At 71.7% G+C, this 14,861-nt stretch carries 14 protein-coding genes and 1 riboswitch; of the genes, 6 read left to right on the top strand and 8 right to left on the bottom strand.

Annotated elements, in window-relative coordinates; all coding sequences use genetic code 11:
- The first annotated feature begins 36 nt into the window (after positions 1-36).
- On the top strand, positions 37-1,743 hold the full coding sequence (locus VG296_RS10895; RefSeq protein WP_325565526.1) for an FAD-dependent oxidoreductase: 1,707 nt from the start codon (positions 37-39) through the stop codon (positions 1,741-1,743).
- A gap of 57 nt (positions 1,744-1,800) precedes the next feature.
- Positions 1,801-2,697: a 2-phosphosulfolactate phosphatase gene (locus VG296_RS10890; RefSeq protein ID WP_325565525.1), complete on the top strand. Its 897-nt coding sequence runs from the start codon at positions 1,801-1,803 to the stop codon at positions 2,695-2,697.
- A 38-nt stretch (positions 2,698-2,735) separates the two neighbouring features.
- On the opposite strand, the gene VG296_RS10885 is transcribed toward VG296_RS10890, so the two are convergent.
- Positions 2,736-4,139: an aminotransferase class V-fold PLP-dependent enzyme gene (locus VG296_RS10885; protein ID WP_325565524.1), complete on the bottom strand. Its 1,404-nt coding sequence runs from the start codon at positions 4,137-4,139 to the stop codon at positions 2,736-2,738.
- 108 nt (positions 4,140-4,247) lie between these two features.
- A riboswitch (SAM riboswitch) is annotated at positions 4,248-4,360 on the bottom strand.
- A gap of 98 nt (positions 4,361-4,458) precedes the next feature.
- Here VG296_RS10885 and VG296_RS10880 point away from each other — a divergent pair.
- Positions 4,459-5,541 carry a GNAT family N-acetyltransferase gene (locus tag VG296_RS10880; protein ID WP_325565523.1) on the top strand — a complete coding sequence of 361 codons (1,083 nt, stop codon included), beginning with the start codon at positions 4,459-4,461 and terminating at the stop codon, positions 5,539-5,541.
- Between the two features lie 7 nt (positions 5,542-5,548).
- Here the strand turns inward: VG296_RS10880 and VG296_RS10875 are convergent, their stop codons facing one another.
- The 3 genes from VG296_RS10875 to VG296_RS10865 form a co-directional block, all read right to left on the bottom strand.
- Complete coding sequence (locus VG296_RS10875) at positions 5,549-5,845, bottom strand: DUF3303 family protein (protein WP_325565522.1); 297 nt, start codon at positions 5,843-5,845, stop codon at positions 5,549-5,551.
- 137 nt (positions 5,846-5,982) lie between these two features.
- Complete coding sequence (locus VG296_RS10870; protein WP_325565521.1) at positions 5,983-7,347, bottom strand: pitrilysin family protein; 1,365 nt, start codon at positions 7,345-7,347, stop codon at positions 5,983-5,985.
- A 1-nt stretch (position 7,348) separates the two neighbouring features.
- Positions 7,349-8,692, bottom strand: a complete 1,344-nt coding sequence (locus VG296_RS10865) for a pitrilysin family protein (RefSeq protein WP_325565520.1) — start codon at positions 8,690-8,692, stop codon at positions 7,349-7,351.
- Positions 8,693-8,892: 200 nt separating this feature from the next.
- Between VG296_RS10865 and VG296_RS10860 the strand changes: the two genes are divergently transcribed.
- The gene (locus VG296_RS10860; protein ID WP_325565519.1) at positions 8,893-9,564 is read left to right on the top strand and encodes a hypothetical protein; all 672 of its coding nucleotides are present in this window, start codon (positions 8,893-8,895) and stop codon (positions 9,562-9,564) included.
- Here VG296_RS10860 and VG296_RS10855 read toward each other — a convergent pair.
- Positions 9,505-10,314 (bottom strand): maleylpyruvate isomerase family mycothiol-dependent enzyme, encoded by an 810-nt coding sequence (locus tag VG296_RS10855; RefSeq protein ID WP_325565518.1) that lies wholly within the window; start codon positions 10,312-10,314, stop codon positions 9,505-9,507. The genes VG296_RS10860 and VG296_RS10855 overlap by 60 nt on opposite strands.
- A gap of 308 nt (positions 10,315-10,622) precedes the next feature.
- Here VG296_RS10855 and VG296_RS10850 point away from each other — a divergent pair, with 308 nt between their 5' ends.
- A complete protein-coding gene (locus VG296_RS10850) occupies positions 10,623-11,516 on the top strand; it encodes a hypothetical protein (protein ID WP_325565517.1) in 894 nt (297 codons plus the stop codon).
- A 20-nt stretch (positions 11,517-11,536) separates the two neighbouring features.
- Here the strand turns inward: VG296_RS10850 and VG296_RS10845 are convergent, their stop codons facing one another.
- From VG296_RS10845 to VG296_RS10835, 3 genes are read right to left on the bottom strand one after another with little or no spacing between them, the layout of a single operon-like run.
- Positions 11,537-12,232 carry a DedA family protein gene (locus tag VG296_RS10845; RefSeq protein ID WP_325565516.1) on the bottom strand — a complete coding sequence of 232 codons (696 nt, stop codon included), beginning with the start codon at positions 12,230-12,232 and terminating at the stop codon, positions 11,537-11,539.
- A gap of 1 nt (position 12,233) precedes the next feature.
- A complete protein-coding gene (gene hisN / locus VG296_RS10840; protein ID WP_325565515.1) occupies positions 12,234-13,037 on the bottom strand; it encodes a histidinol-phosphatase in 804 nt (267 codons plus the stop codon).
- Positions 13,038-13,063: 26 nt separating this feature from the next.
- A complete protein-coding gene (locus VG296_RS10835; RefSeq protein ID WP_325565514.1) occupies positions 13,064-13,753 on the bottom strand; it encodes a DUF4232 domain-containing protein in 690 nt (229 codons plus the stop codon).
- A gap of 172 nt (positions 13,754-13,925) precedes the next feature.
- On the opposite strand from VG296_RS10835, the gene paaA reads away from it, so the two are divergent.
- A partial coding sequence (paaA, locus tag VG296_RS10830) for a 1,2-phenylacetyl-CoA epoxidase subunit PaaA (RefSeq protein ID WP_325565513.1) occupies positions 13,926-14,861 on the top strand: 936 nt, incomplete at its 3' end.

Here is a 14,861-nt window from a genome sequence, read left to right as displayed (position 1 = left end):
CGAGCGACCGCGCCGCACCCGCCTTAGTTTCAATGCATGGACGTCGAAACCCCGGAACCCACCGCCGTCGTACCGCTGGTCCTCGTCCTGCACGACGAGGCGGTGCAGCGCGACGACCTCGTCGAACGGCTGCGCGGCCACCTCGGCATGCGCTTCCGGGTGCTGGCCGCGGCCGGGGTCCGCGAGGCCGCGGACGCGCTGGCGCACGCCATCGGGGTCGGCCGGCCCATCGCGCTGGTGATCAGCCTGATGCGGCTGCCGGACGGCAGCGCCATAGAGCTGTTCGGCCACGTCAAGGCGGCCTCCCCGGCGACCCGGCGGATCCTGCTCTCCCGGCCCGAGGACACCGAGGCGACGCTGCAGGCGATCACCCTGGCGCAGGTGGACCGCTATCTCGCGCTGCCCGCCGAGCCGCTGGCCGAGCGGCTGTTCGCGATGGTCGACGACCTGCTCGGCGAGTGGTCCGCGCAGCACGGCGGCTCGCAGCTCGGGGTGAGCGTGCTCGGGCACCGGTACTCGTCCTCGGCGTACGTGATCAAGGACTATCTGTCCCGCAGCCTGGTGCCGTTCACCTGGTTCGACCTCTCGGACGATCCGCAGGCCCAGGCGCTGGCCCGGGATCTGAACCTGCCGAACCCGGCCCCGACCACGGTGCTGCTGGACGACGGCCGGGCGCTGTACGGTCCGTCCATCGCGCAGCTGGCCGAGGCGCTGGAGCTGACCGAGCCCGCGACGCTGGACCGGTACGACCTGGTCGTCGTCGGCGGGGGACCGGCCGGCCTCTCGGCTGCCGTGGCAGCGGCCTGCGACGGCATGACCGTCGTCGTGGTCGAGGACGACTGCCCGGGCGGCCAGGCGGCGGGCACCGTGCAGATGGACAACCACCTCGGCTTCCCCGCGGGCCTGACCGGCGCCGACTTCGCGCACCGCGCGCTGGCCCAGGCCAAGCGGCTCGGCGTGCAGTGGTGCAGCGCCAAGGTGGCGACCGGCCTGCTGCCGCTGCGCGGCGCGCACCGGGTGATGCTCGACGACGGCACGGTCGTGGTCGGCAGGTCCGTGCTCGTCGCGACCGGAATGACCTGGCGGCGGCTGGACGCGCCGGGGGTGGAGGACCTGCTCAACTCAGGGGTCTACTACGGATATTCGAAGGCGGAGACGCGGCAGACGCGCGGCGAGGACGTGGTCGTCGCGGGGTCCGGAGACGCGGCGGGCTCGGCGGCGCTGGATTTCGCCAAGCACGCGCGCTCGGTCGTGCTGGTCGTCCGCGAGCGGTCGCTGGACGAGGCGGCGGTCTGCGCGGAGATCGCCGAGCGCATCGCGGCCGAGCCGGGGATCCGCGTCGTGCCCGACTGCGAGGTCGGCGAGGTGCGCGGCTACGGCAGGCTGGAGAAGGTGGTGCTGCTGTTCAGCGCGACCGGCAGCACGGAGGTCCTCACCGCGTCGAACCTGTACGTGCTGACCGGCACGGTCCCCTTCTCCGGCTGGCTGCGCGACGTCGTGGCACAGGACGAGTACGGCTTCGTCCTCACCGACGTCGAGGTCGCGCGCAGGCCCGAACTGCTGCCGATGCCGTGGTCCGAGGAGCGCCAGCCGCTGCTCGCCGAGACCTCGATCCCGGGTGTGTTCGCGGCCGGCGACGTAAGGGCCGGATCGGTGAAGCGGATCAGCTCGGCCATCGGTCAGGGTTCTGTCGCGGTCGCCGGAATCGGCAGGTATCTGGCGTCGCTCTCGCCCGCCGACTGAGTACGAGTGGTCTAGGCCGTAGGTCTAGCATTGTCCCTACTGGTCTAGGAGGGGACGATGCAAGAGCGGCAGAGCGACGCGTACGTCCCGCAGACATCCGACGTCGACACGCCCGATTCCCCCGCGGTCCGCGCAGTCCCCGGCGTTCTCCCCGCCGTCCTGCGTCCCCCCACCTTCGACCCGTGGCCGGACACCTCCGTCCACGTGGAGTGGGGCAGGACCGGAGCCGCCCTCGCCGCCGCCCGCGGCGACGTGGTCGTCGTGGTGGACGTGCTGTCCTTCTCGACAACGCTGTCCATCGCCGCGTCCCGCGACTTCACCTGCCTGATCTACAGCGGCGCCGAGATCGAATCCCTCGGCGGCCCCGCCATCGCCGCGATCCGGCTCGGAGCCAGGCCGCTGAGCCGCCGGCGCAAGGTCGGACAGGGCCAGGTCTCCCTCTCGCCCGCGAGCCTCCTCGAAGCGGAGCCCGGCCAGCGCGTCATCTTCACCTCCCTCAACGGCGCCGCCGTCGTCAGCGCCGCGTCGAAGGCCCCCGCCGTGCTCATCGGCAGCCCCCGCAACGCCACCGCCTGCGCCACCCGGGCCACCGACCTGATGACCGCGGTCCGAGCGGGCCGGGTGACGGTCGTCGCCTGCGGCGAGCAGTGGAGCTCGGTCGAGGCCGCCGCCGAAGGCGCCCGGCCGGCGATCGAGGACTGGCTCGGTGCCGGCGCGGTCTGCGCGCGCATGGCAGACCTCGGATACTCGCTCTCCGCCGAGGCCCGGCTCGCCGCGTCCGCCTGGGCCCATCCCTCGGCGCTCGACGACGTGGCCGACTGCGTCTCCGCCCGCGAACTGCGCGCCGCGGGCTTCGCCGCCGACGTCGAGCTCGCCCTCCAGGTGGACGCCGACTCGAAGGTCCCGGTCCGCATGGCCGGCGAGCAGACCGGCCGAGTCTTCCTGGGCGGGTGACCCGTTCGGCGACGCGTCGGCAGGGGCCTGACGGCCGCTCAGCCGGCCTGGCAGGGCGAGGTCACGGCGGACCGCGGACCGGCGAAGTCGGGGATGGGGCGCGGGTCGGCGACGGGGCGGTACCGGCCGTCGACGAGCTCGTACTCCCAGGCGGGTCCGTTGGTCAGCAGGCCGTGCAGCGCGCCGATCAGCCGGTCGACGTCGGCGGACGTCGAGCCGACGCCGAACGAGGCGCGGATGGCCCCGTCGGCGGCGAGGCCGAGCTTGCCGACGAGGGGGTGCGCGCAGAAGCGGCCGTCGCGGACACCGATGCCGTGCTCGGCGGAGAGGTACGCGGCGACCCAGCCGGCGTGGTAGCCCGCGACGGTGAAGGAGACGACGCCGATGGAGTCGTCTTCGAGCTCGGCGGCTTCGGCCTTGTCCGAGTGCACCGGGGCGCCGGTCGGGTCGGGCGCGTCGCCCGGCCAGATGCTCAGCACGCTGATCTCCGGCAGCCGCGCGAGCCCGGCCAGCAGCCGCTGCCGCAGGGCGCTCTCGTGCGCCGCCAGGGCCTCGCCGCCGACCGTGGCGAGTTCCTCGCAGGCCCGGGCGAGCGCGGCGGCGCCGAGCACGTTGGGGGTGCCGCCCTCGTGCCGCGCGGGACCGGTCGCCCAGTCGGTGCCCGTCGTGCCGACCTCGCGGACCGCGCCGCCGCCGGCGAGGTGGGCGGGGGCCGCGTCGAGCCAGTCGCCGCGGCCGACGAGCACGCCGGTGCCGTACGGCGCGTAGAGCTTGTGGCCGGAAAGCGCCAGGTAGTCGACCCCCGATTCGGTCAGCGAGACGCGGCGGTGCGGGGCGAGCTGCGCGGCGTCGACGGCGATGCGGGCGCCGTGCCGGTGCGCGATCTCGGCCAGCTTCCTGATCGGGAGCAGCTGCCCGGTCACGTTCGAGGCGCCGGTGACGGCGAGCAGCGCGGTCGGGGTCGCGGCCAGCGCGGCCTCGACGTCGGCGAGGGTCTCGCGGAGTGTCGGGGCGGCCTCCAGCACCACGTCGCCGCGCCGCTGCCAGGGCAGCAGGTTGGCGTGGTGCTCGATGTCCAGGTAGAGCACCGAACCGCCCCGCGGCACGCAGTGCGCCAGCAGGTTCAGCGCGTCGGTGGTGTTGCGGGTGAAGACGACCAGGTCGTCCTCGCGGGCGCCGAGGAAGCGCCCGATACAGCTGCGCGAGTTCTCCAGCAGCGCGGTGGACACCTGCGAGGCGTAGCCCGCGCCGCGGTGCACCGAGGCGTAGTACGGCAGGGCGGTCGCGAGGTGCTCGGCGACAGCGCGAAGGGCCGGCGCGGAGGCGGCGTAGTCGAGGTTCGCGTAGGGCGCCGAGGCCCCGGTCACCAGCGGTACGGGCAGTCCGGCGCCCACCACCGGAAGAAGCGCGTCAGTGCATTCGGCCGTTGCGAAAACAGTCATGCTCTCGGTCATAGCGGTTCACCCCAAACGGGATCAGGGAAACGCGACGACCGTTATGCCGGGGAGACGGCGTACCGAGTGCCGTACCGGCGCGTAGGGAGCATCACGAATCCGCGCTTGCCGTGCGCCTGCCGCACGGCCCGGTCCTCACCCGGGGCACCCCATCGCGGACGAAGGGTTGCCGGCCAGCGAGCCGGGGCTTGTCGCTGGCACTCATGACCTTGATCAGAGAAATTAGCACGCGGTGCCCGGCCGCGCACCCGCTGTCCGAACCGTAAGACGCATTCGCCGGTTACCATCGTTGGCGCGGGCGGTTGCGATGAGCGATGGGGAACCGGTGGAGATCAGGCGTTTCGTAGGTGCGGAGGCCGGCGAGGCCGAGCTGCGGCAGTGGCACGAGCTGTACATCGTCGAGCGGAAGCGGGACTTCCCCGGCTTCCCGCTCCAGCCGTTCCCGCACTTCGCGGCGGTCTGGCGCGATCCGCGGTTCATGGACCTCGGCCCGCGGCACGCGTGGGGCGCCTACGCGGGCGACGAACTGCTCGGCTTCGGCTCGGTCGTCTACCCGGACAGGCAGCTGCTCGACTGGGCCATCGTGCGGGTGGTGGTCGGCGCGGCTCACCGCAGCCGCGGCATCGGCATCGCGCTGCTGCGCGAGATCGTCGCCGACGCCCGATCCAGGGGCCGTCTCACGTTCGTCAACGACCAGGTCAGGCTCGGCTCGGTCGGCGATCGCTGGGCGCGGGAAATGGGCTTCGCGAACGTGCTGAGCAACCGCTGGCAGATGCTGCACGTGCTGGACGTGGATCCGGCGCTGTGGGATGTCCCGGTTCCCGCGGGCTTCCGGTTCGAGCAGTGGTCCGACGCCGCCCCCGACGATCTCGTGGCCGAATTCGCCAGAGCCCGCAACGCGATCGGCGACGCGCCGACCGGCGGGTCGTCCTACGAGCATCGGGAGTGGACGGTCGAACGCGTCCGACGGAACGAGGCGGACGTTCGCGAGACCGGGGACGAGATGCGCCACGTCGTCGCCGTGCACGAGGAGACCGGCGCCCTCGCCGCGCTCACCGGGATGCTGCTGCGGCCCGGCCGGGTGGATCTGTGCTGGCAGCAGGACACCGCGGTCGTCGAGCGCTTCCGCGGACACGGGCTCGGCCGCGCGGTCAAGGCGGCGATGATGCGCTGGCTGCTGGCGGAATTTCCCGACCTGGAGCGGGTCGTCACGAACAATGCGGCCGACAACGCGCACATGCTCCGGGTGAACGAACAGGTCGGCTACGTCTACTACGCCGACATCGGCATGTTCGAGGCCTCGGTCGAACAGGTCGGCACGGCCCTGAGGATGTCCGCCGCCATCCCGGGGCCTCGTGCTGCATCTGAATCAGAAGACGAACTCGTCTGAGCCTTCGCTACCGCGCGCTGTACTTCTGCAGCCCCGCCTGGACGTCGGCGAGGTCCATCACCGGAATCACGTCGATCTTGGCGTCCAGCTCCTGGAAGAACGGCTCGGCGATGCTCGGGATGTCCGAGGCGTCCACGAGGTCGAAGACGATGTATCCGGTGCGCAGGCCGTCCTTCGTCCCGAAGTACGTGGCCTCCGGCTTGACCGCTTCCAGCGAGGACGTCATGATCTCCGCCAGCTTGTTGTTCCGGATCGCCAGATTGGCCTTCTCGGTGTCCATCGAGACCGTCATCAGAACCCGCATCACACCACCACCTGAAATTGATTGCTTTATTGCATCTGACAATCAATTGTCACCCGCGTGGGTCAAAAAGGACCCGCATGGCGCAGTTGATGCGCCATGCGGGTGAGGATGCTTAGCGCGGCTCAGGAGCCGGCCGGCTACGCCTCCCGAACCGCCTTCGCGAGTTCGGTGCCGAACACGGACTCGTCGCCCTCGACCGCGACGACCAGGTCCGACGGGCGCAGCACCGCGCGCAGGGCCGTGTCGACGTCGTCGAGGGTGACTTCGAGCAGCCGGGCGTGCTCGGCGGTCACGTAGTCGCCGGGCAGGCCGTGCCGCACCATCTCGATGAGGCGCGAGCCGACGGCCCCCGGGCTCTGCAGGCCGATCGGGGTGGCGCCGGCCAGGTAGGCGCGGGTCAGCTCCAGCTCGGCCGGCGTGGCGCCGTCGTCGAAGAACTCGTGGATGATGCGCAGCGCGTCGGCCACGGCCGGGGCGGTGGAGTCCGTCTGCACCTCGGTGGTCATCGCGTAAAGGCCCTGCGGACGGCCCAGGTCGAAGGACGAGTGCGCGCCGTAGGTGTAGCCCTTCACCTCGCGCAGCTCCTTGTTCAGCCGGGAGCTGAACGAGCCGCCGAGGATCGTGCTGGCCACGCGCAGCGCCACGATGTCGACCCCGGCCGCCGTCAGTTCGGTGCGGGTGGCCGCCGGGTGCCCGATGCGCAGCGTGGACTGCACCGCGCCGGGGCGGTCGGCGATGGTCAGCCGCTTCGGATCGGGCAGCGGGGCCTCGGCGTCGGGGGTGTGCGGGTTCTCGGTCGCCGCGTCCGCGAAGACCGCGGCGGCCAGCGCCTCGAGGTCGAGCACGTCCAGGTCCCCGGCCACCAGCAGCACGCCGGGGCCGCGCAGCCACTGCTCGTGGAACGCCCGCACCGCGGCGCCGTCCAGCACGGCGGCGCTCTCCGGCGTGCCCCCGGCCAGCCGGCCGTAGCGCGTCCGTTCGCCGTAGAGCGCGTTGCGCAGCGCCTGCTGGGCGCGCACGCCGGGCCGGGCGAACTGCTCGCGCTTGGCCGAGGTCAGGTCACTCAGGAAGCGGCGGGTGTCCACGTCGCGGAACGCGGGCCGGCGCACGGCCTCGGCCAGCAGGCTCACGCCCGCGGCCGCGCGGGAGACCGGCAGGTCGATGGTCACCTTCGTGCTCTGCCAGCCGCTGTCCACGCCCCAGTGCCCGCCGAGCGACTCGACCGCGGCGCCGAACTCGTCGGCCGTGTAGTGCTCGGTGCCCTCGTCGAGCAGGCTCGCGGTGGCCCGGGACAGGCCGTCCAGCGCGAGGGCCTCGGCGGCGGGCGCCGGCTCGGCCAGGGCGCCGCCGCCCAGCATCACGCCGAGCCACGCGAGGGGCTGGCCCGGCAGGTGGGCTGCGACCACCTCGCCGCCGGACAGCGCGAGCCTGCGCACCTCGGGGAAGACATACGGCCGCTGGGCCGCCGGAGCCGGACGGGAGGCCAGTCGAGGTGACGTCACGTCAGTTCCCTTCACTGTCAACGGAGACCTCAACGGGCCGGTACTCGAGGGTGACCCGGTTGCCGGGGGTGAAGATCCGCTCGGCGGCGGCCCGCACGTCCTCGGCCGTCACCGCGAGCAGCTCGGGCAGCCGGTCGCGCACCCGCTCCGCGTCGCCGAAGAGCACCGCGTGCCGGCTCAGCTGGTCCGCGCGGGCGCCGACCGAGGACAGCTCGCGCGCCCAGTCCGCCTCCAGCATCGACCTGGCCCGGTCCAGCTCCGCCTCGGTCGGCGCGTCCACCGCCGCCCTTTCACAGACCTCGAAGTACGCCGCGTGCAGCTCGGCCGCGTCCACCCCGGGACGCGGGGTGACCATCCCGCTGAGCAGCGACTCGTACCAGGCCAGCTGCCACGAGGCCAGGTACGAGCCCTCTGCTTGGGCCAGCTCCCGCTTGGTGACCAGTTCGGTGAACAGCCGGGCGCCGCGGCCGCGGCCGAGCACCGCGGCGAGCACCTCCTCGGCCGCCGCGCCGGGCTCGCCGAAGCGGGTGGCCCGGAAGCCGAAGAAGAACCGGGGCAGCGGCACCGGCTCCTCGATCACCTCGTGCACCGGGCCGTCGATCGCGGCCGGCAGCGCGGCCACCGCGGCGGGCTCCGGCCGGGGCCGCGCGGACAGGCCGCCGAAGTACTCCTCGGCGAACCGGCGCACCTGCGCGTCGTCGGCGTCCCCGACCACGGTCAGCACCGCGTTGTCCGGGGAGTAGTAGGACTCGTAGAAGGCCGTGAAGTCGGACTGCTCCGCGCTGTCCAGCTCGGCCATCGAGCCGATCGTCGAGTGGTGGTACGGGTGGCCCTCGGGGTACGCGAGCGCCAGCAGGATCTCCGCCCAGCGGCCGTACGGCACGTTGTCATAGCGCTGCCTGCGCTCGTTCTTGACCACCTCGCGCTGGTTGTCCAGGTTCTCCTGGGTGAGCGCGAGGCTGCCCATCCGGTCCGCCTCGAGCCACAGCGCCGTCGGCAGCGCCGCGCTCGGCACCGTCTGGTAGTAGTTCGTCCGGTCCGCGCTGGTGGTCGCGTTGATCGCGCTGCCGCCGACCTCCTGCAGCACACTGAAATGCTCGGTCTTGCCGACCTGCGCCGAGCCCTGGAACATCAGATGCTCGAAGAGGTGCGCGAAGCCGTGCTTGCCCGCGGGCTCGTGCCGCGATCCGACGTCGTACCAGAGGTTCACCCCCGCGATGGGCCCGGTGCGGTCCTCGCACACCACCACCCGCAGGCCGTTGTCCAGCGAGAACTGCCGCACCGGCCAGCGGAAGCCGCCGTCCGCTGCGGTGGTCTCGGCGGTACTGTCGGTCGGCTGTCGCACGCGCCCTCCAGGCAGGCTCTCAGATCCACACGCTCCTGACGCCCAACATACATGCCGGGCAGCACGATCGAGGTGTGCCGGACCCGCTCAGGAATTCGTCGGGAATTTCCCAGCTTGCCCGAAGGTTCTGGATGCATGCTGCGGTACCGCGCCGGGGAGATCTATACCGAGCGGACCGGCAGAGAACAGGGGAGCGTGTGATGCGATTCGAGTTCGGTGCGTCGAAGATCCTGCCGAAGTGGGTCGTCGTCTTCTTCCTCGGCGGCGCGGTGGTGCTGATCCCCTGGATCGTGCTGATGTTCACCGTGCCCGGTGTGGTGAACGTCTCCCCGCGCTGGACCCTCGTGTGGGGCGGCTTCGACTGCTTCCTGGTGCTCGGCTTCGCGGTGACCGCGTTCAACCTGATAAACCGCTCGCCGCGCGGCGCGGTGACGGCGGCGATGACCGGCACGATGCTGCTGATCGACGCGTGGTTCGACGTGCTGACCACGCACCGCGGCGGGCTGCTGCTTTCGATCCTGATGGCCGTGTTCGCCGAGATTCCCTGCGCGGTGATCTGCTTCTACGTCTCCCGGCGCATCATGAGCCTGTTCGAGCAGGCGAAGGACTACCTGGCCGAGGCCGGGTACACGGTCTGCAGCGGACGGCTGGTGTCGCCGGACGGACTCACCGGCCTCCCCGACGAGGCGGTGGCGGTCGGCGCGGTGCCCGTCGGCGCGGCGGCCCTCGCCGCCGCCCCCGTGCCCGCGAACGTATCAGGGCCCGGATCCGCGGGGCATGCCGCGGATCCGGGCCCGGTCGGCCGCAAGTCCTCAGAGCGCGGTCTTGGCGCTCCAGTAGGCCAGCAGGGGCTCCTCGCCGAGCAGCTCTAGTCCGGGCGCCGCGTCCGGGATCCGGTGGTTGATCCACAGCGCCAGATCCCGGGCCGTGCCGCGCACCGCGGCCGCGCCCTTGACGTGCGCGTGCGACCAGCGGAAACCGTGCGGTTCCAAGGTGATCAGCCACTCGCCGGGCAGCTCGCTCCCGGCCAGGTCGGTGGCGTGCAGGTGGATCGTCTCGCCGTCGCCGTGCAGATCGCGCACCTCAGGCCGGAAGCGCTTCGTGTGCGGCAGGTTCGCCAGGAACTCGTCGATGTTGTCCACGGCCACCGCCGGGTCCAGCGCGCCCGCCGTGCCGACGACCGCCAGCTCCGCGTCCACCCGGTGCATCGCCGTCTCGTGCAGCTGCCTCCGCAGCCAGAAGCGCACGTGCTGGTCGGCGCCCCACGCGTAGCACGGCGCGTCGAGGTCGGCCCCGCCCAGCGCCTCGACCAGCGCCCGGCCGCCGGCGGCGAACCACTCCGGCGCCGCGGACCAGGAGTCCCTCGGGAAGCCGAGCTCCTGCTCGCTCAGCTCGATGCGTTCCTGCGGCAGCCGGGTGACGATCGCCGTCGCCCAGCGGTGGATGTGGCCGAGGTGTTCGACCAGCCCGGCGAGCGTCCAGCCGGGGCAGGAGGCGACCGGGCGGTCCGGATCGGCCTCCGTGATGAGCGCCGTGACGCGCGCCACGTCCGCCGTGATCAGGTCGAGTACTCGGGGGGATTCGAGGGCATGGCAGGCGGGCGACGGAGCGAGGGTGGGCACCGGTCGGACTCCTTCACGGATGACGGCACCGTCCGCGGGTACGCGGAAGCGGCGAGTTGGCTACGGTCTGGTGGTGGAGCGTTCTCGCACAACGCCCCAGCCGAGGGAATGAAATACGCGGTATCGCTGGATTCTGCCCCCTTCAGGGCGTGGCCATGCGTTCCGCGGCTGAGTTGATTCAGCATGCCCGCTCGGCGGCCGGGGCGCCACGTGAGATAGGTCATGCGCCCTGCGGTTCGAGGGCCGCGGACCTCGGTACAGTTGAATTCCTTAAGAAGATCAGTGGAATCCCCTCAAGGGAGTCTGAGTTGAGTTGGGGACTGGCCGGCGCTTTGATCGCCTGCCTCTGCTACGGGGTGGCCACCGTCTTTCAGGCGATGGGCGCGCGCCGCGTCGAGGGTTCGGAGGGTGTGGACCCGCGGCTGCTGATGCGCGTGCTCGGCTCGCTGCCGTTCCTGCTCGGCACCGGGATGGACGCATTCGGTTTGATCTTCAACCTTTTCGCGCTGCGCCAGCTCCCGCTGTTCGAGGTCCAGGGCATCGTGAACACCAACCTCGCGGTCACGGCCGTGTTCGCGGGGCTGCTGCTGAACATCCGGCTCACCAACCGGGACAAGCTCGCGATCGCGGCCGTCGTCGGCGGGCTCGTGCTGCTCGGCCTCGCCGCCGGGCCCGAGGGGCACGGCAGCTTCTCGGGTGCCGGACGCTGGGCGCTGCTCGGCGTCTCGCTGCTGCTCGCGGTCACCGCGCTGGTGCTCGGCAACGTCTACAAGAGCGCGCACCCGGCGCTGCTCGGCACGGTCGCCGGCTTCCTGTTCGGCGTCTTCGGGATCGCGGTGCGCATCCTGCCGTCGATAGCGCCGGCGCGGCTGGTGACCGATCCCGCCGCGTACGCCGCGCTGATCGCCTCGGTCACCGGCTTCCTGTTCTTCACCACGGCCCTGCAGCGCGGCTCGGTGAACGCGACCGCCGCCGCGCTGGTCGTGGGGGAGACCGCCGTGCCCGCGATAATCGGCCTGACCCTGCTCGGCGACAGCGCGCGCCCCGGCTACGGCGTCGTCGGGGTGTTCGGCTTCCTGCTCGCGGTCGGCGGCGCGCTCGCCCTGGCCCGCTTCGCCGAGATCCCCGCGGAGGACGACGGCGGCGATTCCGGGGAGCAGAACGGCGCCGAGGCGCACAGCGGCGTGGCCTCGGCGGGATAGTCGGAACTCTCGGCGGATCCTCAGACCTCTGAGGTAGGCGTCGCCTGCTCCGGGGTCAGCTCCTCGCGCTGCTCTCCGGCCATCTCGTCCAGCGTCTCCTCGTCCCGTACGCGCTGCCTGCGGTGCTTGACGACCACCACCGCGACGATCGCCAGGATGATCGCGCCGAACAGCGAGTAGCTGACGACCGAGGTGTAGTGCTCCACCCGCTGCCAGGCCGAGCCCGCGAGGTAGCCGAGCAGGATGTAGCCGGTGGCCCAGGTGATGCCGCCGATCGCGTTCCACAGCAGGAAGGTGCCGTACTTCATCCGGCTCGTCCCGCACAGGCCGGGCACCAGCGCGCGCAGCACCGAGATCCAGCGCCCGGCGAAGACCGCGCGGCCGCCGAGCCGGTGGATCGACCGCTTGCCCTGCTCCACGTGCTCGGGCTTGACCAGCCGCCTCGGCAGCTTGGCGAGCAGCGTGTCGCCCCAGCGCTCGCCGACCCAGAAGCCGATCGAGTCGCCGATGATCGCGCCCAGGATCGCCGCCGCGAGCACGCCCGCGAACGAGACCCGGTGCTCGTACGCGAGGAAGCCGCCGACCACCACGGCGGTCTCGCCCGGGATCACGAAGCCCAGGAAGACCGAGGATTCCAGCGCGGGCAGTATGAACACCAGCGCCAGCGCCGACCATCCGCTGAAGATCAGCAGATGGTTGATGATCGTGTTGAGCATGTCAGTCCCCCGTGTCGTCGCCGAGATACGCCAGCAGCGCCTCGTGCAGCAGCCCGTTCGATGTCATCCCCGAGCCGGCGGCCGGCGAGGGATCCCCGTCCACGGCGCTGAACCGTCCCCCCGCCTCGGTGACGATGACGGCGGGCGCGGCCACGTCCCACAGGGAAAGCTCCGGCTCCGCCGCGATGTCCACCGCGCCCTCGGCGACCAGCATGTGCGACCAGAAGTCGCCGTAGGCGCGGGTGCGCCAGCAGGAGCGGGACAGGCTCAGGAAGCCCTCCAGCTTGCCGTACTCCTCCCAGGAGATCACCGAGGAGTAGGCGAAGGAGGCGTCCTTCAGCTCCCTGACCTGCGAGACCTGCAGCCGCGAGGCCTGGGACAGCGAGCGTCCGGTGTACGCGCCGTTGCCGTGCGAGGCCCACCAGCGGCGGCCGAGCGCGGGGGCCGAGACGACGCCGACGACGGGCTTGCCGTCCTCCATCAGCGCGATCAGCGTGGCCCATACCGGCACCCCGCGCACGTAGTTCTTGGTGCCGTCGATCGGGTCGACGATCCAGGTGCGCCGCCCGTCCGCGCGCCCCGCGACGGTGCCGAACTCCTCGCCCAGCATCGAGTCGCGCGGACGGGACCGGCCCAGCCCGGTGCGCAGCAGCTCCTCCACGGCCCGGTCGGCGTCGCTCACCGGGGTGAGGTCGGGCTTGGTCTCGACCTTGAGGTCGAGGGCCTTGAACCGCTGCGTCGTGAGCGAATCAGCCTGATCCGCCAGCACGTGCGCGAGCCTGAGGTCGTCGTCGTGTCCCGTCACACCACCAACGTACCGTCATCCGCCGCCTAAGAGCCGGTACCGGGCTGCACCGCCTCCACGTGAAGGGTGACGACATCGCCCTTGCAGCCGGTCGAATCGTAGGCGACGTACAGCAGGTTGCTGGTGTTCGGCGGATAGACCTGCAGGTACGTGGTCGGCACCGGCTGGCAGGTGGGCGGCGGCCAGTTGGCCGCGTCGCCGATCTGCAGAATCGCGTAGGCGTGGCCGCCCGGCTGCAGCGTGACGAGCTTCGGGCTCACCTGCGGGTTGCGGCCAGCGGGCTGGCCGACCTGCTGGACCGGGGTGCCCGCGCCGAGGGAGACACCGGGGTAGCCGTACATCGTGCACGGCTTGTTGTCGAGGTTCTTGAAGACGATGTTGACGTAGATCGAACCGGCCGTGCCCTGCTCCCCGCTCACGGTGCCGTTCAGATACCGCGTCAGGCACGTGCTCACGCCCGAGGAGCCGAAACCGCCGTTGCCGTTGCCGGTAGCGGTGCCGCTCCCTCCGGAACCGGTGCTCGTGCTGCCGGTCGACGCGCTCGTGCCGGTGCCCGCCGTCGTCCCGGTGGCCGGCGCGCTCGTCGTCGTGCCCGACGCCGACGTCTTGCTCGCGGTGCTCCCGGCGCTGCCGCTCGGCGAGGAACTGCCCACACAGGCTGTGCAGAACACCAGCGTGCAGGCGGCCACTCCCAAGGCCGACAAAACGTGCTTCATGCGTCCCACTCCCTTCACCCAAGGCGGCTTCTACAGTCCGTACCCGCTCACCCACAGAGAGAGACCTCCCGCGGGCCCGCTCGGTTGGACTAGATCAGCGCGGATCTGTTGACGTTCCGGTCCGCCTCGGCGACACTTGAACCGAACGTTCGGTCGGCAAGGAGGCCCCGGCATGACGACCCTCGCCGAGTCCGGCACGAGCGCCGGCGCGTCCGGCTCGCGCTTCGAGGCGCTGATCGCCGCGGACGAGCGGGTGGAGCCGCGCGACGCGATGCCGGAGGCGTACCGGAGCACGCTGATCCGGCAGATCGCGCAGCACGCGCACTCCGAGATCATCGGCATGCAGCCGGAGGGCAACTGGCTCACCCGTGCTCCCTCGCTGCGCCGCAAGGCGATCCTGCTGGCCAAGGTGCAGGACGAGGCCGGGCACGGGCTCTACCTGTACGCGGCGGCCGAGACCCTGGGCGTGGACCGCGGCGAGCTGCTCGACGCGCTGCACACCGGCCGGCAGCGCTACTCCTCGATCTTCAACTACCCGACGCTGACCTGGGCCGACGTGGGCGCGATCGGCTGGCTGGTGGACGGCGCCGCGATCGTCAACCAGATCCCGCTGACCCGCTGCTCCTACGGCCCGTACGCCCGCGCGATGGTCCGCATCTGCCAGGAGGAGTCCTTCCACCAGCGGCAGGGCTACGAGTCGCTGTACGCGCTGGCGCACGGCACCGCGGAGCAGCGCGCGATGGCCCAGGACGCCGTCGACCGCTGGTGGTGGCCCTCGCTGATGATGTTCGGCCCGCCGGACTCCGCGTCCACGCACTCCTCGAAGTCGACCGCCTGGAAGATCAAGCGGCACTCGAACGACGAGCTGCGGCAGCGCTTCGTCGACCTCTGCGTCCCGCAGGCCGGGATCCTCGGGCTCACGTTGCCCGACCCCGACCTGCGGCTGGACGAGGAGACCGGCCGCTACGCGTACGGCGAGATCGACTGGTCCGAGTTCAAGGCCGTGCTGGACGGCGACGGACCGTGCAACCGGCAGCGGATCGAGCGCCGCGTCGCCGCGCACCGCGAGGGCCGGTGGGTGCGCGAGGCCGCCTCCGCGTACCGGGAG

It is taken from the genome of Actinospica sp. (genome assembly GCF_035552695.1).
Taxonomy (GTDB): domain Bacteria; phylum Actinomycetota; class Actinomycetes; order Streptomycetales; family Catenulisporaceae; genus Actinospica.
This window is presented reverse-complemented; position numbering and strand designations above follow the sequence as displayed.